The sequence below is a fragment of the Streptomyces sp. NPDC000594 genome, assembly GCF_040299965.1.
GTDB lineage: Bacteria > Actinomycetota > Actinomycetes > Streptomycetales > Streptomycetaceae > Streptomyces.
In genome coordinates this window covers 53,112-73,889 of the sequence record NZ_JBEPCY010000038.1, presented here as the reverse complement: position 1 = coordinate 73,889, position 20,778 = coordinate 53,112, and the positions used below count along the sequence as shown (strand labels likewise).

The 20,778-nt window shown below is 69.5% G+C and carries 13 protein-coding genes; 5 read left to right on the top strand and 8 right to left on the bottom strand.

Features of this window, described 5'->3' with window-relative positions; translation table 11 throughout:
- Positions 1-130: 130 nt before the first annotated feature.
- The 7 genes from ABT354_RS32610 to ngcE form a co-directional block, all read right to left on the bottom strand.
- Entirely contained in the window at positions 131-1,465 is a 1,335-nt protein-coding gene (locus tag ABT354_RS32610) for a sugar ABC transporter permease (protein WP_351500523.1), read from the bottom strand.
- Positions 1,462-2,241 (bottom strand): ATP-binding cassette domain-containing protein, encoded by a 780-nt coding sequence (locus ABT354_RS32605; protein ID WP_351500521.1) that lies wholly within the window; start codon positions 2,239-2,241, stop codon positions 1,462-1,464. The genes ABT354_RS32610 and ABT354_RS32605 overlap by 4 nt, the downstream gene beginning before the upstream one ends.
- A gap of 258 nt (positions 2,242-2,499) precedes the next feature.
- Positions 2,500-3,615, bottom strand: a complete 1,116-nt coding sequence (locus ABT354_RS32600; protein ID WP_351500519.1) for a substrate-binding domain-containing protein — start codon at positions 3,613-3,615, stop codon at positions 2,500-2,502.
- Between the two features lie 92 nt (positions 3,616-3,707).
- Positions 3,708-4,931, bottom strand: coding sequence for an ROK family transcriptional regulator (locus ABT354_RS32595; protein WP_351500517.1), 1,224 nt, complete (start codon positions 4,929-4,931; stop codon positions 3,708-3,710).
- A 245-nt stretch (positions 4,932-5,176) separates the two neighbouring features.
- Complete coding sequence (locus ABT354_RS32590; RefSeq protein ID WP_351500515.1) at positions 5,177-6,097, bottom strand: carbohydrate ABC transporter permease; 921 nt, start codon at positions 6,095-6,097, stop codon at positions 5,177-5,179.
- 11 nt (positions 6,098-6,108) lie between these two features.
- On the bottom strand, positions 6,109-7,032 hold the full coding sequence (locus ABT354_RS32585) for a carbohydrate ABC transporter permease (protein ID WP_351500513.1): 924 nt from the start codon (positions 7,030-7,032) through the stop codon (positions 6,109-6,111).
- 45 nt (positions 7,033-7,077) lie between these two features.
- Positions 7,078-8,532 (bottom strand): N-acetylglucosamine/diacetylchitobiose ABC transporter substrate-binding protein, encoded by a 1,455-nt coding sequence (gene ngcE / locus ABT354_RS32580; RefSeq protein ID WP_351500511.1) that lies wholly within the window; start codon positions 8,530-8,532, stop codon positions 7,078-7,080.
- 501 nt (positions 8,533-9,033) lie between these two features.
- Between ngcE and ABT354_RS32575 the strand changes: the two genes are divergently transcribed.
- Entirely contained in the window at positions 9,034-12,900 is a 3,867-nt protein-coding gene (locus ABT354_RS32575; protein ID WP_351500509.1) for a GH92 family glycosyl hydrolase, read from the top strand.
- A gap of 76 nt (positions 12,901-12,976) precedes the next feature.
- Here ABT354_RS32575 and acnA read toward each other — a convergent pair whose 3' ends face one another.
- Positions 12,977-15,721: an aconitate hydratase AcnA gene (acnA, locus tag ABT354_RS32570; protein ID WP_351500507.1), complete on the bottom strand. Its 2,745-nt coding sequence runs from the start codon at positions 15,719-15,721 to the stop codon at positions 12,977-12,979.
- A 757-nt stretch (positions 15,722-16,478) separates the two neighbouring features.
- Between acnA and ABT354_RS32565 the strand changes: the two genes are divergently transcribed.
- From ABT354_RS32565 to ABT354_RS32550, 4 genes are all read left to right on the top strand, one after another.
- Positions 16,479-16,745, top strand: coding sequence for a hypothetical protein (locus ABT354_RS32565; RefSeq protein ID WP_351500505.1), 267 nt, complete (start codon positions 16,479-16,481; stop codon positions 16,743-16,745).
- A gap of 326 nt (positions 16,746-17,071) precedes the next feature.
- Entirely contained in the window at positions 17,072-17,557 is a 486-nt protein-coding gene (locus ABT354_RS32560; protein WP_351500503.1) for a DNA-binding protein, read from the top strand.
- Positions 17,558-17,748: 191 nt separating this feature from the next.
- The gene (locus ABT354_RS32555; protein WP_351500500.1) at positions 17,749-19,278 is read left to right on the top strand and encodes a helix-turn-helix domain-containing protein; all 1,530 of its coding nucleotides are present in this window, start codon (positions 17,749-17,751) and stop codon (positions 19,276-19,278) included.
- Between the two features lie 431 nt (positions 19,279-19,709).
- Complete coding sequence (locus ABT354_RS32550; RefSeq protein ID WP_351500498.1) at positions 19,710-20,741, top strand: PASTA domain-containing protein; 1,032 nt, start codon at positions 19,710-19,712, stop codon at positions 20,739-20,741.
- Positions 20,742-20,778 lie beyond the last annotated feature (37 nt).

The following is a 20,778-nucleotide window of genomic DNA, read 5'->3' as shown; positions in this document are numbered from 1 at the left end:
GCCCTACGGCTCATGCCCTTGGCCGTTACCCTGCGGAACGGGCCGTATGTACGGGAGAATGCCCGCCGTACGGCCCCGGCTCGGCCCGTGACGGCCCGGCGGGTCGCCCCGGATTTTCCTGGAGCGGGGCTCAAGCCCGCCCCGCCGTGCGCTGGGTGCGCCGGGTGACCGAGTCGATGACCACGGTGGCCAGCAGCACCCCTCCAGTGATCATGAACTGTACGGGCGACTTGATCCCCTCCAGCGCCAGGCCGTACTGGATGGAGACGATCACCATCACCCCGAGCAGGGCGTGCCAGGTCCGGCCGCGTCCGCCGAAGAGGCTGGTGCCGCCGATCACCGCCGCCGCGATCACATTCATCAGCAGTTCACCGCCGCCCGCGCCCTGATTGGCCGCGGCGATCTTGGAGGCCATGAAGAGCCCGCCGATCGCGGCGAAGGTCCCGGCGACGGCGAAGACGGAGATCCGGACGAGCGCCACCGGGACACCGGCCCGGCGGGCCGCCTCCACACTGCCGCCGAGGGCGAGGACCCACCGCCCGTAGACCGTGCGGCGCAGCAGGAGGTCCGTCCCCAGCAGCGCGGCGAGGAAGAGGACGAGGGCCAGCGGCAGCCCCTTGTACTGATTGAGGACGAAGGCGGCGGCGAAGCCGACGGCGGCCAGGGCGCCGGTGCGCAGCAGCAGGTCGGCGAGGGGCCGGGCGGGGACACCGGCGGCGGCACGGCGGCGGATGTCCAGGACTCCGGTGAGAAGGAACACGGCCACGGCGACGGCGGCGAGGCCGTGGGCAGCGGCGACATCGGTGAAGTAGTACGTGTTCAGCCGCCCGACGACGCCGTCGGGGTCCAGATTGACGGTGCCGCTGGAGCCGAGGATCTGGAGCATGAAGCCCTGCCAGAAGAGCAGCCCGGCGAGGGTGACGGCGAAGGCGGGGGCGCCGATGACGGCGAAGACGACGCCATGGAGGGAGCCGATGAGCGCGCCGCCCGCGACGGCGGCGAGGACCGCGAGCCACTCGTCGACGCCATGGGTGACGCTGAGCACCGCGACGATCGCGCCGGAGACCCCGCTGACCGCGCCGACGGAGAGATCGATCTCACCGATGAGCAGGACGAAGATGATGCCGATGGCCATCATCCCGGTGCCGGTCATGGCGACGGCGATATTGCTGAGGTTCTGGGCGGAGAGGAAGTTCTCGTTCAGCCCCTGGAAGACGGCGGCGATGGCGACCAGGCCGAGGACGACGGGGAGCGAGCCGAGTTCCCCGGCGGAGAGCCGGCGGGTGAACTCTCCGGCGTATCCGGCGAGGCCGCGCTCGCGGACGAGCAGCCGGGGGTCGACGGCGGGGACGGCCCCGGGGGCGGTGCCCGGGGTACCGGCGGGGACGGGGGTGTCGGGGGTGCCTTCGGGGGTGCTCTTGCCGAGGTCGACCCGGCCGCGGTGCCGGTTCACTCGTTCCGTCATGACCTGCCCTCCACGGTGCGCGCCGCCCGGCGGGTCACGGCGTTGTCGGTGGCGCCGGTGATGGCGGAGACGATCTCCTCCTGCGAGGTGGTACGGACCTCGAAGACCCCGTTGTTCCGGCCAAGGCGCAGCACCGCGACCCGGTCGGCGACGGCCTTGACGTCGGCCATGTTGTGGCTGACGAGGATCACCGCATGGCCGCGCTCACGGAGCCGTTCCACCAGGTCGAGGACGTGGGCGGTCTGCTCGACGCCGAGGGCGGCGGTGGGTTCGTCCAGGATGACGAGCCGGGGTTCGCCGAGCATGGAGCGGGCGATGGCCACGGTCTGGCGCTGGCCGCCGGAGAGCGAGGCGACGGGGATCCGGACGCTGGGGATGCGGATGGCGAGGGTGTCGAGGAGGGCGCGGGCCCGGCGCTCCATCTCGACCTCGTCCAGGACACCGCGCCGCAGCAGCTCCCGGCCGAGGAAGAGATTGCCGACGACATCGATGTTGTCGCAGAGCGCGAGGTCCTGGTAGACGGTGGCGATGCCGAGCCGCTGGGCGTCGTGCGGCCGGTGGACGGTGACGGGCGCGCCGTCCCAGAAGATCGTCCCGCCGTCGATGGGGTGGACCCCGGCGATCACCTTGACCAGGGTGGACTTTCCGGCCCCGTTGTCGCCGACCAGGGCGACGACCTCGCCGGGGTGGACCTCCAGGACGACATCGGTGAGCGCCTGGACGGCGCCGAACCGTTTGGAGACCCCTTGCAGGGCCAGCACGGGCTGGGCGGACACACGGACTCCTTCGCCGTACGGGGCGGTGCGGGGGCCGGGGCGGTACCGGGGCCGGGGCGGTGCGGGGCGGTGCGGGGCTCTTCTCCTCATCACGGATCCCGAGCCCCGCCGGGTCACCCCGGATCAGGAGCCCCGCTGGACCGGGTCGGTCCGGGGCCGGTCACCTCGGACCGGTCACCTCGGGCCGGTCGCTTCGGGCCGGTCGCTTCGGGCCGGTCACTTCGGGCCGGTCACTTCAGGCCGGTCACTTCGGGCCGGTCACTTCAGGCCGAGCCGCGCACAGGCGGCGGCGTACTTGGCGGTGCAGATCTCGGCGACGGTCCAGACGCCGTCCTTCACGACGGTGTCGGCGATGTTCCCCTGGGTCAGCGGCACCACGGGGACCAGCACCGAGGGCACCCCCTTGGTGGTGGGGCTGTCCACGGTCTCCTTGGCGATCCCGGTCACCTTCTCGCCGCGGGCCAGGGCGACGGCCATCCCGGCGGCGGCCTCGGCCTCGCCCGCGTACGGCTTGTAGACGCTGGAGTGCTGCTCCCCGGCCACGATCCGCTGGACGGCGGCGAGTTCGGCGTCCTGTCCGGTGACGGGCGGCAGCTTGTCGAACCCGGCGGCCTTGAGGGCGGTGATGATGCCGCCCGCCATGCCGTCGTTGGCGGAGTAGACGCCGATGATCTCGTCCTTGCCGAGGGCGGAGATCGCGGCCTCCATATTGGAGTTGGCGTTCTCCGGCTTCCACTCCTTGGTGTCGTACTCCTTGCCGACCCGCACCTTGCCGTCGAGCACCTCGTGCGAACCGCTCTTGTAGAGCGCGGCGTTGGGGTCGGTGATGGAGCCGTTCATCATGACGATCCGGCCGCTCTTCGCCCGGTCGCCGAGGGCGTCGAGCAGGGCCTGGCCCTGGACCCGGCCGACCTCCTCGTTGTCGAAGGAGGTGTAGGCGTCGATGGGGCCCTCGGCGAGCCGGTCGAAGGCGACGACGGGAATGCCCGCCTCCTTGGCCCGGCGGACCGACTGGGCGATGGCCTTGGAGTCGACGGCGTCCAGGATCAGTGCATCGACCTTGTTGGTGATCATGGCGTCGACCTGCTGGCTCTGGAGCGTGGCGTCCTGCTTGGCGTTGTCGTAGATCACCTTGCCCCGGCCGTCGGTGAGTTCGGTGATCCGCTGCTCGATGAGGGGCTTGTCGAACTTCTCGTAGCGGGCGGTCTGGTTCTCGGGGAGCAGCAGGCCGATCGTGAGGGCGTCGCCCTTCTTCGCGGCGGTGGGCTTCTCCGGCTTGTCTCCGGCCTCCTTGGCGCTTCCGCAGGCGGCGAGCGATACGGCCGTCACGGCGGCGGCGGTGGCGAGGGCCGCGCGGCGCAGGTGGGCGTTCATCCCTGGAAACCTCCCCTGACGAGGCCGCGGCGATGCGGCCGAGGTGGCTGGCAGTCAACTCGGCCGCTCAGGCGGGGTCAAGGAGTAAATCCTTAACGAGATGACAACGGTGCCATGCGTTCTCTAAGTGAACTCGTCCTGGAAACCGGGAAGTTGATCAGTCCGCCGTCGGCGGTCTCGCTGAGCACCAGGGCCACCGCGCCCAGCAGCTGCGCACGTGGGCCCAGCTCGGCGGGGGCGACGGCGAGCCGGGCCGCGGCGGCGGGGAGGGCGTGCCGGACGACCGAGTCGCGCAGGGGTCCGAGCACCAGTTCCCCGGCGTCCGCGAGATCGCCGCCGAGCAGGACGCGGCTGGGGTTGACCAGGGTGGCGAGGGCGGCGACGGCGGTGCCGATATGGCGTCCGGCGTCGGCGACGACCCGGCGGCAGCCGGGGTCCCCGTCGCGGGCGAGGCGGACCACATCGGCGAGGGTGAGGCCGGGGCCATGGCTGGTGCGCAGCAGGGGCAGCAGATAGGGGGCGGCGGCCAGGGTCTCCAGACAGCCCCGGTTGCCGCAGCGGCAGACGGGGCCGGAGGGGTCGAGGACGACATGGCCCAGTTCGCCGGCGGTGCCGCCGGGGCCGCGCAGGATCCGGCCGCCGATCACCAGACCGCCGCCGACCCCGGTACCGGCGGTGACATAGGCGAGGTCGGCGACGCCCCGGCCGCCGCCCCAGACCAGCTCGCCGAGGGCGCCGAGGTTGGCGTCGTTGTCGACATGGACCGGGACGCCGAGCCGGCCGCCCAGCTCGGCGGCGGGGTCGACGCCGGTCCAGCCGGGCAGGGCGGTGGCGGTGGCGAGCAGCCCGGTGGCGGTGTCGACGGGGGCGGGGACCCCGAGCCCGGCGCCGATCACCTTGGCCCGGTCGCTGCCGGTCCGCTCGATCAGCCGCTCCACCAGGGCCTGGGCCCGGTCGAAGCAGTCGGCGGCGCGGGCGCCCGGCGCCAGCTCCTCGGTCTCCTCGGCGAGCACCCGGTGGGCGAGGTCGGCGAGGGCGACCCGCAGCCGGTCGGGGCCGAGGTCGACGCCGATCACCAGCCCGGCGTCGCCGCTGAGGGAGATGGAGCGGGCCCGGCGGCCGCCCGCGGAGGTCGGGGTGACCTCGACGGTCCCGCTCTCCTTGAGTTCGCGGACGATATTGGAGACCGTGGCCGCCGACAGTCCGGTGGTCCGCGCGATCTCGGCCTGGGTGAGGGCGCCCGCCATCCGTACGGCCCGGACCACCCGCTCCAGATTGGCCCGGTGCAGTGAGGTCTGCGATCCCGGAGTCTCCATCGGTCTTCCACTCCTGCCCCGGGCGCGGCACGCCGGCCGGGCTCCGGCCGGGTCCCGGGAGTCCCGGCTTCCGTCCAACTTGTGAAGGCCACGTTGACCATCGGCCGGTCTTTCCGTCAAGAGCTTGATCGGTCGACCGGCCGGGAGCGGGGTCCCCGGCGGGGCTCCGGAACGGCCGCTGCCCCCGGCGGAGGTCTCCGCCGGGGGCAGCCGGGCACCGCAGGGGGCGCTGCGGGGGGGCGCCGCTACTTGAGCGCCCCCGCCGTCAGGCCCGCCTGGACCTGGCGCTGGAAGATCGCGTAGACGGCGAGGACCGGCAGCATCGCGATCATCATGCCGGCCATCAGGGAGCCCCAGTCGTTCTCGTACCCCTGCTGGAGCGCGATCATCGCCAGCCCCTGGGTGAGTACGTACTTCTCCTCCTGCTGATTGAGCACCATCGGCAGCAGGTACTGGTTCCACTGACCCAGGAAGTTGAAGATCCCGATGCTGATCAGTCCCGGCTTGGCCATCGGGAGCATCACCTGGAAGAAGGTCCGGGTGTGCGAGGCCCCGTCGATCATCGCCGCCTCGCCCACCGAGGCCGGCAGGGTCCGGAAGAAGGAGGTCATGAAGAAGACCGTGAACGGCAGCGAGTAGGCGATATAGACCAGGATCAGTCCGTGGTACGTGGCCAGCAGGGTGCTGCCCGGGAAGTCCCGCATGACGAAGAAGAGCGGGATCACCAGCATGAACACGGGGAAGGACATCCCGGCCACGAAGAGGTAGTAGATGAAGCGGTTGCCCGGGAACTCGAAGCGGGCCAGGACATACGCGGCCATGGAGCCGAGCACCATGGTGCCGATCACCGAACCGCCGACCACAATGGTGGTGTTGATGAAGTACTGGCCCATGTTCGCGTCGTTCCACGCGTTGGACCAGTTCTCCCAGCGGAAGCTGGTGGGCAGGCCCCAGGGGTCGGTGAGGATGCTGTTGGTGTCCTTGAAGGCGCTCCAGAGCACCCAGAGCAGCGGCACCCCGACCATCAGCCCCCAGACGATGAGGATGCCGTGGGAGAAGACATTGAGCACCGAGCCCTCACGGGCGACGCGCTTGGCGGGCGGGGCGGCGGATCCGGGGGACGGGGGGTCCTGCTTCCGCACCGTGGTGATCTGTTCGGTCGACATCAGCGCAACCCCTAGAACTCGATCCGCTCACGCCGCGCGAAGCGCATGGTGAGCAGGGCGAACGTCATGGTGACCACCAGCATCGCGACACCCATCGCGGAGGCATAGCCGAACTGGCTGTCACGGAAAGCGGTCTGGTAGAGCCGGAGCGGCATCACATCGGTGGCGCCGTCCGGGCCGCCCGGGCCCACCGACATGATCTGGACCAGCGCGAAGGCGTCCAGGGCGATGATGCCCATATAGACCCAGCCGGTCTGCACCGTGTCCCACAGCAGCGGAAGGGTGATCCGGAAGAAGGTGTGGAAGCGGTTGGCCCCGTCCAGCAGTGCCGCCTCGTAGATGTCCCGGGGGATGGAGGCCATGGCCGCCGAGAAGAGGACCACATAGAAGCCGACATGGCCCCAGACCATGACCGCGCTGATGCACCAGAGCGCGATCGACTTCTCCCCCAGCCAGGAGCTCTGCCAGGAGTCCAGGCCCACGCTGCCCAGCAGCGCGTTGAGCATGCCGTCGTTGGGGTCCGGGTTGTAGATATTGGCCCAGATGACGGCGACGATGGCGATCGAGATGACCTGGGGGAAGAAGAAGACGAACTTGTAGACCTTCGATCCCGCGACCCCGGTGACGACCTCGTTCTTCCGCCGCTTACCGCCGACATTGAGCATGAAGGCGAAGAAGAGGCCGAGTCCGAGGGTCACCAGCGGGACCAGGATCAGCATATAGACGTTGTTCGTCAGCGCGTTCCAGAAGTCGTCGCTCTCCCAGAGGCGTTCGAAGTTCTCCAGGCCGACGAAGTTGGCGGTGCCCGAGAGGCCCGACCAGTCGGTCATGGAGATCTGGAAGGCCTGGAGGAACGGCCATATGAGGAACAGAATGTAGACGATCAAAGGTAGGGCCAGGAAGCCCGCGATGAATCGGTATTTGCCGTGTTGCATGTGCTTCCCGGCCCTTCCCCTCTTCAGGTCCGAATGACCGACGTATCAGCTCGTGCGCTTGAACTTGGCGATGGAGCTGTCCTTGGCGACCTTGTCCGCCTCCGCCTGGGTCTTCTTGACCCAGTCGGCGGCCTTGAGGTCACCGGTGAGGAGCTGACCGGTGAGACCACCGATCTTCTCGTCGGTGAGGGCGGGGTACCACTCCTGGAGCTGGAGGTTGATGAGGTTGGTGCCCGCGGCCTGGAACGCCTTGCTGGCCGAGGAGAGGCCCGGCGAGAGGGTCATGCCCTCGGTGGCGTCCATGACACAGGTCAGGGACTTCACCTTGGTGGCGAAGTTCTGGGCGTGCTTCTTCGAGAGCATGATGCGGAGCAGCTCCATGCCACCGCGCGGGTTCTTGCCCTTGGCGGCGACGATGTACGGCTCGCTGGGCTCGCCGCGCAGGGTGCCCTGGGGCATCTTGTCGGCGCTGGAGCCGTCGAGGAGGGCGCCGACCGCCATCCCGAAGTCCTTCGGGGTGGTGGGGGCGGCCTCGTTCTCCAGCCAGGAGCCGTTGGGGATGAAGGCGGCCTGCCGCTTCGTCCACGCGGTCTGCGACTGGATGTGGGTCATGCCCTGGCTGCCGGCGAGGAAGTACTTCTTGGCGGCCAGCTCCTCGTAGAACTCCGCGACCTGCTTGACCGCGTCATTGCCGGTCCAGGCGTTGGGCTCCAGGTTGTCGATGGCGTACCAGGCCTCCAGGCCACCGATCTTGGCGATCTGGGCGAAGAGGTTGAAGTGGACGTAGTAGGGGTACTTGCCCGGGTACGTCCAGGGCGCGATGCCGTCCTTCTTGATCTCCGCACAGAGCTTGATCATGTCGTCGAACGACTTGGGGTAGGTCCAGCCCTTGTCGTCGAGGAGCTTCTGGGAGTACCAGGTGCCGTAGACGGTGAAGGCGTAGTACAGCACGTCGACCTTCTCGCCGTGCTTGCCCTTCTCCAGGGTGCTGGGGTGGATGACGTCCCGGATCTTCTTCTGGGGGTCGTCCATGGAGGGGGCGTCGAGCAGCTCCTTGAGGTCCTGGAGCTGGCCCTGGCTGGAGAGCCGGTTCATGTCGAGGTGGTTGGCGCCGGAGTTGTCGATGACGTCCGGCGGGTTGCCGCCCGCGAAGCGCGGGGTCAGCTTGGGGCCGACCTCCTGGGTGCCGGTGTGCTTGACCGACGCCTTGTAGGTGGTCTTGTAGTCCGCCTCGGCGTCCTTGGCGTACTGGTCACCCAGACCGCCCTTGAAGATGAACGCCTCCAGCGGGGCGCCCTCCTTCACACCGAGCGGGTTCTTCGCCGAGACCTCGCCCTTGGGCTTGTCGCCGCCCTTGTCCTCGTCACCACCCCCACCGGTGGCGCAGGCGGAGAGGAAACCCATGGTGGGGACAGCGATCAGGCCGAGCGCCGCGGAGCGCTTCACCAGCGAGCGGCGGCCAAGCCCCTCGTGACCGTGGTGGGCGGAGGTGGATCCCATGCTCAAGTCCTCGCCTTCATCAGGACTCAGGCGGTGAACAAGTCGCCCCAACACATCGCCTTCAGGCGAAGGGCCCCGCCACCGCGTTCAGTTGCTGCGCTTCCCGAGAGGGGTAAACGCTGAATCTCGTTCCGGATTGTGTACGGGAAGTTCGGCGACCCTCGGGGCGCACGCGTGCGCCACCGACAACTCGCCTGCTCCCCTTGGCCCCGGACCGGATGAACGGTTGTCCGGGGTGCCGACAGGTATAGTCCACTCGCCGCCAACGGAGCAAGATCGAAAGCAGGGTTGAGCGGCAGTCTTTCCCTAGTTGAGACCTCGCGGATATCTGAGCAGTACCCGTATCCATTCGGCCACCCGGAATGTCGCGGAAGAGACGCTTCAAGCCGTGACACTCCGTCAGCACTCTTGACAGTGTTTGCCTCATGACTCCCTACTGGAGCCTGCGTTACGCACTGACAACGTTGTCCGGCACGGCTTTCCCTGGAGGACGGTCCCGTGATGGCCAGACTCAGAGCACCGTGGAGACCCCGTACCCGCCCGCGCCCCCGGAGTGTCCCCGTCCGCGCGGCGGCCCTGACGGCGGTCGCCGCCCTCTTCGCGGCGGTGGCCCCGGCCCCCGCCGGGGCACTCGCCGCCGAGCGGTCCGCGTCCACGAGCGAAGTGGCCGAGTTCCGCAGCTCGTTCGAGGCGGACGAACGCCAGCCCGACTGGCGCAACTCCGTCGACCTGGTGCCAGATGGCCAGAAAAGGTCTGCCGGGGTGCATGGCGGCTTCTCCGCCGGAATTCCGGGCAATGTCACCGACAAGGTGAGCGAGGTGCGGGCCAGCGGGGAACACTCCGCGGCCGGGGAGACCAAGGAGAATCTGGTCGATCTCGAACCCACCACCAAGTGGCTGGAATTCGCCACTACCTCCTGGATCGAGTTCGACACCGTGACCCCGGTGAAGGTCTCCGCCTACGCCCTCACCTCCGCCAATGACTTCGCCTCCCGCGACCCCCGGGACTGGACCCTGAAGGGCTCGTCCGACGGGGAGCGGTGGACCGTCCTCGACACCCGCACGGACCAGGGCTTCGAACAGCGTTTCCAGACCCGGACCTTTGAGGTCGGACCGCCGGCCGAGGTGACCGCGTACGCCCACTATCGGCTGGAAATCACCCGTAACAACGGGGCCGGTCTCACCCAGCTCGCCGATGTCCAGTTCTCCAACGGCGACTCCTCACAGCCCGCCCCCGACGACATGCGCTCCCTGGTGGACCCCGGCCCCACCGCGTCCCCCACCGCCCGGGCCCGGGTCGGCTTCACCGGCAAGCGCGCCCTGCGGTACGCCGGGACCCACCGGGCCGAGGGCCGGGGCCACTCGTACAACCGTGTCTTCGACGTCGATCTGCCGGTGGCCCGGGAGACCGAGCTGGCCTACCGCGTCTTCCCGTCGATGCCCGAGTCCGACCTCACCTATCAGGCCACCCATGTCTCCGTCGACCTCGCCTTCACCGACGGCACCCTGCTCAGCGAGCTGACCGCGGTGGACTCCCACGGCGGACGGCTGAGCCCGCAGGGGCAGGCGGACGCCAAGCGGCTCTATGTCAACCAGTGGAACCAGGTGCGGTCGGTGATCGGCACCGTCGCCGCGGGCCGGACCGTCGACCGGATCCTGGTGGCGTACGACGCGGCCCGGGGCCCGGCGAAGTTCCAGGGCTGGATCGACGACATCGTCCTCGCGCCGAAGAAGCCCGACCCCCGGTACACCAGCCGCGCCGACTACGCCTCCACACTCCGGGGCACCCACTCCAGCGGCGGCTTCTCCCGGGGCAACACCTTCCCCGCGACCGCCGTCCCGCACGGCTTCAACTTCTGGACCCCGGTCACCGACGCCTCCTCCCGGAGCTGGCTCTACGAGTACGCGCGGGCCAACAACGCCGACAACCTCCCCGCCCTCCAGTCCCTCTCCGTCAGCCATCAGCCCAGCCCCTGGATGGGCGACCGGCAGACCTTCCAGCTGCTGCCGTCGGCGGCCCCGGGCGCGGTGCCGACCGGGCGCGCCGAGCGGGCCCTGCCCTTCCGGCACGAGAACGAGACCGCCCGCCCCCACCACTACGCGGTCACCTTCGAGAACGGGATCAGGGCCGAGATCGCCCCCACCGACCACGCGGCCATGATGCGCTTCCGCTTCCCCTCGGACGACGCCTCGGTCGTCCTCGACAACGTCAGCCGGGATGCGGGGCTCACCCTCGACCCCGGGAGCCGCTCGTTCACCGGCTGGTCCGATGTGAAGAGCGGCCTCTCCACCGGGGCGACCCGGCTCTTCGTGTACGGGGTCTTCGACGCCCCCGTCACCGACTCGGCCTCCGACGGGGTGACCGGGCGCCTCCGCTTCGACGCGGGAGCCGACCGTACCGTCACCGTCCGGATCGCCACCTCGCTCATCGGCGTCGAGCAGGCCCGGCGGAACCTCGCCCAGGAGATCACCCCCGGGACCGGCTTCGAGGAGGTCAAGGAGCGGGCCCGGAAGGCCTGGGACCGGGTCCTCGGCCGGGTCACCGTCGAGGGCGCCACCCATGACCAGCTGGTCACCCTCTACTCCGGGCTCTACCGGCTCTATCTCTACCCGAACTCCGGTTTCGAGAACACCGGCACCCGCGCCCGCCCGGTCCACCGCTACGCCAGCCCCTTCTCCCCCGCCGAAGGCGCCGACACCCCCACCCGTACCGGCGCGAAGATCGTCGACGGCAAGGTCTATGTCAACAACGGCTTCTGGGACACCTACCGCACCAGCTGGCCCGCGTACTCCTTCCTCACCCCGCGCAAGGCGGGCGAGCTGGTCGACGGCTTCGTCCAGCAGTACAAGGACGGCGGCTGGATCTCCCGCTGGTCATCACCCGGGTACGCGGACCTGATGACCGGCACCAGCTCGGATGTGGCCTTCGCCGACGCCCAGGTGAAGGGGGTGCGGTTCGACGCGGAGGCGGCGTACGAGGCGGCCCTGAAGAACGCGACCGTGGTGCCGCCCGCCGCCGGCGTCGGCCGCAAGGGCATGGCGACGTCCCCCTTCACCGGCTACGCCGCCACCAGCACCCATGAGGGGCTCTCCTGGTCCCTGGAGGGCTATCTGAACGACTACGGCCTGGCCCGGATGGGCGAGGCGCTGCACCGGAGCACGGGGAAGGCCCGCTACCGGGAGGAGGCGGAGTACTTCCGCAACCGGGCACGGCAGTACGTCTCCCTCTTCGACGCGAAGGCGGGCTTCTTCCAGGGCCGTGACGACCAGGGCGGGTGGCGGGTGCCCAGCGGCTCGTACGACCCCCGGATCTGGGGGTACGACTACACCGAGACCAATGGCTGGGGGTACGCCTTCACCGCGCCCCAGGACAGCCGGGGCCTGGCCAACCTCTACGGCGGCCGGAAGGGGCTCGCCCAGAAGCTGGACACCTACTTCGCCACCCCCGAGACCGCCTCACCCGAGTTCAAGGGCTCCTACGGCGGGGTCATCCATGAGATGACCGAGGCCCGGGACGTCCGGATGGGCATGTACGGGCACTCCAACCAGGTGGCCCACCATGTCACCTACATGTACAACGCGGCGGGCCAGCCCTGGAAGACCCAGGAGAAGGTCCGCGAGGTGCTCTCCCGGCTCTACACCGGCAGCGAGATCGGCCAGGGCTACCACGGCGACGAGGACAACGGCGAGCAGTCGGCCTGGTGGCTCTTCTCCGCCCTCGGCTTCTATCCGCTGGTCATGGGCAGCGGCGAGTACAGCGTCGGATCGCCGCTCTTCACCAGGGCGACGGTACGGATGGACAACGGCCGCACCCTGGTGGTGAAGGCACCCCGTACCAGCGACCGGAACATCTACGTCCAGGGGCTGCGGGTCAACGGCGAGCGCTGGACCTCCACCGCGCTGCCGCACCGGCTGCTCGCCCGGGGCGGCACCCTGGAGTTCGCCATGGGCGACCGCCCCTCGTCCTGGGGTACGGGGGAACGCGCCGCGCCCGTCTCGATCACCCGGGACGACCGGGTGCCGGTACCGCGCCGGGACACCCTGAAGGGGCCGGGGGCGCTCTTCGACGACACCTCGGCCACCTCGGCACCGGCCGGGGACACGGTGGAGCTGCCGGTGACGTCCCGGGTCCGGGCCACGCAGTACACCCTCACCTCGGACCGGCGGGACGCGGCGCCCGGCGACTGGGTGCTCCAGGGCTCCCGGGACGGCCGCCTCTGGCGCGATCTGGACCGGCGGTCCGGGGAGAGCTTCACCTGGGACCGGCAGACCCGGGTGTTCTCCATCGCCCGGCCGGGCGCCTATGAGCGCTACCGCCTGGTCCCGGCGGGGACACCCGTCCTCGCGGAGATCGAACTGATCTCCTGACCGAGGGCAGGTACGAGCGAGGGCCGCTCTCCGTACCCGGTACGGGGAGCGGCCCTCGTCATGCGTGGGCGTACGGTCAGCCGCGGATGAGGTTCCGCAGGACGTACTGCATGATGCCGCCGTTGCGGTAGTAGTCCGCCTCACCCGGGGTGTCGATACGGACGACCGCGTCGAACTCCACACCCGTGTCGGTGGTGACCTTGACCGTCCGCGGCGTGGTGCCGTCGTTCAGCTCGGTGACACCCGCGAAGGAGAAGGTCTCCTCGCCGGTCAGGCCGAGCGAGTCGGCGGACTGGCCGGCCGGGAACTGGAGCGGCAGCACACCCATGCCGATGAGGTTCGAGCGGTGGATGCGCTCGTACGACTCGGTGATGACGGCCTTGACGCCGAGGAGCGCGGTGCCCTTGGCGGCCCAGTCGCGGGAGGAGCCGGAGCCGTACTCCTTGCCGCCCAGGATGACCAGCGGGATGCCGGCGGCCTGGTAGTTCTGCGAGGCGTCGTAGATGAACGACACCGGCGCGTCCGCCTGCGTGAAGTCGCGGGTGAAGCCGCCCTCGGTGCCCGGCGCGATCTGGTTGCGCAGCCGGATGTTGGCGAAGGTGCCGCGGATCATGACCTCGTGGTTACCACGGCGGGAGCCGTAGGAGTTGAAGTCACGGCGCTCGACGCCGTGCTCCGTGAGGTACTTGCCGGCCGGGGTGTCGGCCTTGATCGCACCCGCCGGGGAGATGTGGTCGGTGGTGACCGAGTCGCCCAGCTTGGCCAGGACGCGGGCGCCCGCGATGTCCTTCACCGGCGCCGGCTCCATGCCCATGCCCTCGAAGTAAGGGGGCTTGCGGACGTAGGTGGACTCGGCGTCCCACTCGAAGGTGTTGCCCGTGGGGATGGGCAGCGCCTGCCACTGGGCGTCACCGGCGAAGACGTCCTGGTAGGACTTGTTGAACATGTCCTCGCCGATGGCGTTGGCGACGACGTCGTTGACCTCGGCCTCGGTCGGCCAGATGTCCTGGAGGTAGACCGGCTTGCCGTCGGTGTCGGTGCCGAGCGCCTCGCGGGTGATGTCCACCTTCATGGAGCCCGCGATGGCGTAGGCGACCACCAGCGGCGGGGAGGCCAGGTAGTTCATCTTGACGTCGGGGTTGATCCGGCCCTCGAAGTTACGGTTGCCGGAGAGCACCGAGGTCACGGCGAGGTCGGCCTCGTTGACCGCCTTGGAGACCTCCTCCGGCAGCGGGCCGGAGTTGCCGATGCAGGTGGTGCAGCCGTAGCCGACGAGGTTGAAGCCGACCTTGTCGAGGTAGGGGGTGAGCCCCGCCTTGTCGAAGTAGTCGGTGACGACCTTGGAGCCCGGGGCGAGGGTGGTCTTCACCCACGGCTTGCGGGTCAGGCCCTTCTCCACCGCCTTCTTGGCCACCAGCGCGGCGGCGACCATGACATACGGGTTGGAGGTGTTGGTGCAGGAGGTGATCGCGGCGACGGTGACGGCGCCGTGGTCGATCTCATAGGTGGTGCCGTCGGGGGCGGTCACCGTGGTCGGCTTCGTCGGGATCCCTCCCCCAGAGCCTCCGACCTGGGAGGTACCCCCACTGGCGGCCGGGGAGTCGGAGGCCGGGAAGGACTCCTTGCCCGCCTCCTCGTCGTCCGAGACGTAGTTGCGGACGTCCACGGCGAACTGCTGGGCGGCGTTGGCGAGGACGATCCGGTCCTGCGGGCGCTTCGGGCCGGCGATGGAGGGGACGACCGTGGAGAGGTCCAGCTCCAGCTTCTCGGAGAAGTCCGGCTCGGCGGCCGGGTCCAGCCAGAGGCCCTGCTCCTTGGCGTACGCCTCGACCAGCGCGACCTGCTGCTCGGAGCGGCCGGTGAGACGCAGGTACTTCAGGGTCTCGTCGTCGATCGGGAACATGGCGGCCGTGGAGCCGAACTCCGGCGACATGTTGCCGATGGTGGCGCGGTTGGCGAGCGAGGTGGCGGCGACGCCCTCACCGTAGAACTCGACGAACTTGCCGACGACGCCGTGCTTGCGCAGCATCTCGGTGATGGTGAGCACCAGGTCGGTGGCGGTGGTGCCGGGGGTCAGCTCACCGGTGAGCTTGAAGCCGACGACGCGCGGGATCAGCATGGAGACCGGCTGGCCGAGCATGGCGGCCTCGGCCTCGATGCCGCCGACGCCCCAGCCGAGCACACCGAGGCCGTTGACCATGGTGGTGTGGGAGTCGGTGCCGACGAGGGTGTCGGGGTACGCCTGGCCGTTGCGGACCATGACGGTACGGGCCAGGTGCTCGATGTTCACCTGGTGGACGATGCCGGTGCCCGGCGGGACGACCTTGAACTCGTCGAACGCGGTCTGGCCCCAGCGCAGGAACTGGTAGCGCTCGCGGTTGCGGCCGTACTCCAGCTCGACGTTCTGGGCGAAGGCCTCGTGGGTGCCGAACTTGTCGGCGATGACGGAGTGGTCGATGACCAGCTCGGCGGGGGCCAGCGGGTTGATCTTCGCCGGGTCACCGCCCAGCTCCTTCACGGCCTCACGCATGGTGGCGAGGTCCACGACACACGGAACACCGGTGAAGTCCTGCATGATCACGCGGGCCGGCGTGAACTGGATCTCCTGGCTGGGCTGTGCCTGGGAGTCCCAGCCGCCGAGCGCCCGGATGTGGTCGGCGGTGATGTTCGCGCCGTCCTCGGTGCGGAGCAGGTTCTCCAGGAGCACCTTCAGGCTGTACGGGAGGCGCGCGGAGCCCTCGACCTTGTCCAGCTTGAAGATCTCGTACGACTCGTCGCCCACGCTCAGCGTGGTGCGGGCGTCGAAGCTGTTCGCCGACACGACAGTCTCCTTCATCAATGTGCGCGTACTACGTCCATGCTGCCGCCACGGCTCCTCGCCGATCCGCTAAGGTAGGGCTTAGTTAGGTAACCCTTACCCGGTGACGGCTGCGGCACGTCTTCGGCTGATATCTCGATGTCGAGATAACTCTAGTACATCGGTGCGGTCCGGTCATGCCCGGGTGCCGTGCGCCCCGCCCCGCGCGGGGTGTGCGGCGCACGGGCGACCGGGCCCATCAGTCCACCCGCGCGGGTGCGGTGCGCCCGGCGATCGGACCCCTCTCAGCCTGCCCGGCCCACCCCCGGTCCGCCTCCGACCCGCCCTCCCGGTCCACCCTCGCGCACGCCGCCAGGCTCGCGATCCGGCCATCCGGACCATCGCGCGGCCCGTCCCGGGCCCCCGCCCCCGCCGGCTTCGGACGCCGGCTTCGGACACCCCCGGCGACTTTAGGTGGGCTTTACGTCTGCTTTGCGCCAGCTTTGCGCCCACCCCGCCCGAACCTTTGTCGGTCTTTTGTTCCGCAGTCGGCCGACAGTGACGGGATCACCCCTTCTTCACACCATGACCACAGACGGCGCGCGCCTCCGAAAAAGAAGATCAACAAAGTCGTGACCAGGCTATTTACTTGCCCTTTGCCTGCTGGCAAGCTGACGCTCACTTCGGCGCCACGGCGATCATCACCCTCATTTGTTTTGTTCCTGCCGGTGCTCGGCGTGCCCCGAAGCCCTTGACGGATCCCCCCGAATCGGAGAACGAATTGAAGCGTCGTGTGCGCAGCGTGGGTGTGGCGGTCGTGATGGCCGGTGCGATGCTGGCGATGTCCAGCGGTACCGCGCAGGCCCAGGAGCAGCAGCCGGCCCCTCGTTCCGGCGGCCTGATCAACATCACCGGCCCGCTGATCTACAACACCGGTGACTTCGACATCTTCGAGGATGTCCTGGAGCACATCAGCATCCCGATCCTCGGCCAGGCCGTGCACCAGATGTACGACTGGGCGAAGTTCGACGGGAAGCTCTTCAAGTAGGACCCGTTCAGGGCCATGGCTCAGCGCCCCGCCGGCGCGGAGCCCCGGCCCGCTCCGGTCCCGGACCCGCTCACCCGCACCCCGGCCGCCTCCCGCAGGGCGCCGGGGCCGGGCGGGCGGCACCGGCGGGTGTCCGATCCGGAAGCCCCTTGCCCGTCCCCGGGTGGCCCACGCCACCCGGGGACGGGTTTTTGCGTTCCGCGCGCCCCGGGACCCCGGGCGGGACGGGCCGGCCGGGTGGCGGCGCAGCCCGTACCCTCCGAGCAAACACTTCGTTCATCACGGATAGTTGACAGCACATGGTGCGCACTTCCATGCTGATCCGCATGCCGATTCCCGAGCAGCCCAGCCCTTCGGGCACCACCGACCCCTTCACCCCGCCGGACCCGGACCGGGCGCGGGCCCAGCGGGTGCCCGCCTCGCTCTTCCGGATCGCCGAGCGGCACGCGGCCACCGACGAACAGCGCCGCCGCCAGAGCCATCCCGTCCTGCTGGGCCCGCATGAGGCGGTACGCCTGGTCTCCTTCCTGCTCAGCGGGGCGGCCCTGCCCGAGGAGGGCGAGCCCGGGGTCGACCACGCCGACATCACCGCGGCGCTGACCCTGCTGCCGCTGGTACGCGGCGAGTTGGACGAGCTGGAGGCCGGACTGCTCCGGATGGCCCGGGGGCGCGGGATGACCTGGCCCGAGATCGCCTTCGGGCTGGGCCTCGGCACCCCGCAGGCGGCCCGGCAGCGCGCCGAGCGACTGGCCGAGCGGACCGCCGAGCCCTCGGAGGAGGCGGCACCCACCACCGGAACCAAAGGGTTGTAAAGGGCAATACGCCCGCCCAACGCGGGCCCGCACACCCGAGGGGCCATCCGATTCGCCCGGATGGCCCCTTTCCGCTTGACCGCCGACCACCCCGGACGGATCGTCAGGAAGCGGGGCGCCCGGCCCGGGTTCTCACCCGTACGCCACCCCCGGCGCGCGGCTCATCTCATATCTGAGATAGCCTCAAGCGCATGGCAGACGACTACCTCGTACGTATCGGCAAGCTCATTCGGGACGCACGTCAGCATCGCGGCTGGACACAGACGCAGCTCGCGGAGGCTCTCGGCACCAGCCAGAGTGCGGTCAACCGCATCGAGCGCGGCAATCAGAACATCAGCCTTGAGATGATCGCCCGGATCGGTGAAGCGCTGGACAGCGAGATCGTCTCCCTGGGCTATGCCGGGCCCATGCATCTGCGGGTGGTCGGCGGCCGTCGGCTCTCCGGCGCGATCGATGTGAAGACGAGCAAGAACGCCTGTGTGGCGCTGCTCTGCGGCAGTCTGCTCAACAAGGGCCGTACGGTCCTCCGCCGGGTGGCCCGGATCGAGGAGGTCTTCCGGCTGCTGGAGGTCCTCAACTCGATCGGTGTCCGCACCCGCTGGATCAACGAGGGCGTGGACCTGGAGATCGTGCCGCCCGCCCGGCTGGACATGGACGCCATCGACGAGGAGGCGGCCCGCCGCACCCGGTCGATCATCATGTTCCTCGGCCCGCTGCTGCACCGGATGGACTCCTTCAAGCTCCCGTACGCGGGCGGCTGCGACCTCGGCACCCGGACCATCGAGCCGCACATGATCGCGCTGCGCCGCTTCGGTCTGGACATCACCGCGACGGAGGGGCTCTACCACGCCCAGGTGGAGCGCTCGACCGCCCCCGGCCGGCCGATCGTGCTGACCGAGCGCGGGGACACCGTCACGGAGAACGCGCTGCTGGCCGCGGCCCGCCATGACGGGGTGACCGTCATCCGCAACGCCTCCTCCAACTACATGGTCCAGGACCTCTGCTTCTTCCTGGAGGCGCTGGGCGTACGGGTGGACGGCGTCGGCACCACCACCCTGACCGTGCACGGCGTGCCCACCATCGACGTCGATGTGGACTACTCCCCCTCCGAGGACCCGGTCGAGGCGATGAGCCTGCTGGCCGCCGCGGTGGTGACCGAGTCGGAGCTGACGATCCGCCGGGTGCCCATCGAGTTCCTGGAGATCGAGCTGGCGGTCCTGGAGGAGATGGGCCTGGACCACGACCGCTCCACCGAGTACACCGCCGACAACGGCCGCACCCGGCTGGTGGACCTGACCGTGCGCCCCTCCAAGCTGGAGGCGCCGATCGACAAGATCCACCCCATGCCGTTCCCGGGGCTGAACATCGACAACGTCCCCTTCTTCGCGGCCATCGCGGCGGCGGCACAGGGCCAGACCCTGATCCATGACTGGGTCTACGACAACCGCGCCATCTACCTCACCGACCTCAACCGCCTCGGCGGCCGGCTCCAGCTCCTCGACCCCCACCGCGTCCTGGTGGAGGGCCCCACCCGCTGGCGCGCCGCCGAGATGATGTGCCCGCCCGCACTGCGGCCCGCCGTGGTGGTGCTGCTGGCGATGATGGCGGCGGAGGGGACCTCGGTCCTGCGCAATGTCTATGTCATCAACCGGGGGTACGAGGAGCTGGCGGAGCGGCTGAACTCGGTGGGGGCGCAGATCGAGATCTTCCGCGACATCTAGGAGCTCCGACCTACGAGTCGGCAACGAGTGAGGCCCTGTCACCCTCTCCGTGGGGTGGCAGGGCCTCATCTTCTTTGGGCCCCCTACCCAAACGGAGAGGATGGCGACAAAGGCCGCAGGGCTGGCCGGCCCCGTCCGCGATGGGCGACATGCCGAAAACGCACCCCCCGCCATGGTTCGCGCAGTACCGTGTGGGCTCCCTTCGCATGGCCACAAGGGATCAACCGCCATGAGCCTTAGGGGACTTACCGAAGGGGTTGCCACCAGCACAGCCGTCACCCTGGCGACCGAGGCCGCTGTGGATGGGCGGGAGCAGGCGAAGGCAAGGGTCCGAAAAGTCGAGTTGTCTCCCTTCAGATAGCAAGCGTACAAAGCATGAACTTCCTGTATATGTTGGGCGCCGCTCAACCTCGCGCTCTCAGGAGTTCACCATGTCGACGCCGCCTCCCGGCTACGGCTATCCCCAGCAGCCCCCGCCGTACGGCCAACTCCCGTACCCACCTCCCCCAGTGCCCAAGCGGCGGTGGTGGCAGCACCCGGCGGTCGTCATCACAGCCCTGGTCATCTTTCCGCCCGGCGGGATCGCGCTCGCGTGGCTCACCCAGTGGAGTCGGGCGAAGAAGATCATCGCCACCGTCCTCGCGAGCCTCTGGTTCATCGCGCCTTTCCTCGGTGACCCGCCGAAGGACCAGAAGGACGACGCCAAGGCGAAGGTCACGGCAACGGCAACGGCAGCGCCCAGCACGTCCGCGAGCCCGTCACCCAGTGGGCCGCCCAGCTACGTGGGCCAGAACCTCAGGAAGGCCAAGGCAGCCGCCCACTCCGCCGGGTTCAACGCCATCTCCCACGACGCCTCGGACGACAACACCGGACAGTGGGACGACGACAACTGGAAGGTGTGCTTCCAGACCTCGGCCACCGAGCAGGTCGGCTCCCTGCCCACACTCGACTTCGGCGTGGTCCGCAACGAGTGGCCGTGCCCCGCGAAGGACGGCGAGCCGATCCCCTACCCGAAGATGCCGAAGGTCGTCGGCCGGACCTTTGAGCAGGCGTCCACCACGCTCAAGCCGCTCGCCCTCCAAGAGATCAAGGCGGACAGCGCCTACACCGACGTCACCCTCCCCGCCACCGTCGACGACTGGACCGTCTGCTTCCAGGACCCGGAGGCCGGCAAGGCGATCGAGTATCCGAAGACCACCACGGCGTACCTCAAGGTGACCGCCCCCGGCACCGCGTGCCCGAAGTCGGAGTTCACCGAGCTGCACCCCGACCCGACTCCGCCCAGTATCGACGAGGAATCGGACGGCTCCAGCTCCTCGTCGTCCGGCGGGTCCGATGGGGGCGGCAACGTCGGCAACGTCCACCCGGGCGCCTTCTGCGACACTCCCGGATCGACGGGCGTCAGCAAGAGGGGAACCCTCTACACCTGCAAGGGCCCCGGCCAGAATCGCTGGCGCCCCTGACCGCTTTCGGCCGCCTTCGAGTTCGGCGGCCGGCGGC

Bases quoted from the DNA above. Each gene is read 5' to 3' on its own strand.
- ABT354_RS32595 (WP_351500517.1), bottom strand. From the start codon at position 4,931: ATGGAGACTCCGGGATCGCAGACCTCACTGCACCGGGCCAATCTGGAG.
- ABT354_RS32575 (WP_351500509.1), top strand. From the start codon at position 9,034: ATGGCCAGACTCAGAGCACCGTGGAGACCCCGTACCCGCCCGCGCCCC.
- ABT354_RS32585 (WP_351500513.1), bottom strand. From the start codon at position 7,032: ATGCAACACGGCAAATACCGATTCATCGCGGGCTTCCTGGCCCTACCT.
- ngcE (WP_351500511.1), bottom strand. From the start codon at position 8,532: ATGGGATCCACCTCCGCCCACCACGGTCACGAGGGGCTTGGCCGCCGC.
- ABT354_RS32600 (WP_351500519.1), bottom strand. From the start codon at position 3,615: ATGAACGCCCACCTGCGCCGCGCGGCCCTCGCCACCGCCGCCGCCGTG.
- ABT354_RS32610 (WP_351500523.1), bottom strand. From the start codon at position 1,465: ATGACGGAACGAGTGAACCGGCACCGCGGCCGGGTCGACCTCGGCAAG.
- ABT354_RS32555 (WP_351500500.1), top strand. From the start codon at position 17,749: ATGGCAGACGACTACCTCGTACGTATCGGCAAGCTCATTCGGGACGCA.
- ABT354_RS32560 (WP_351500503.1), top strand. From the start codon at position 17,072: ATGCCGATTCCCGAGCAGCCCAGCCCTTCGGGCACCACCGACCCCTTC.
- ABT354_RS32550 (WP_351500498.1), top strand. From the start codon at position 19,710: ATGTCGACGCCGCCTCCCGGCTACGGCTATCCCCAGCAGCCCCCGCCG.
- ABT354_RS32590 (WP_351500515.1), bottom strand. From the start codon at position 6,097: ATGTCGACCGAACAGATCACCACGGTGCGGAAGCAGGACCCCCCGTCC.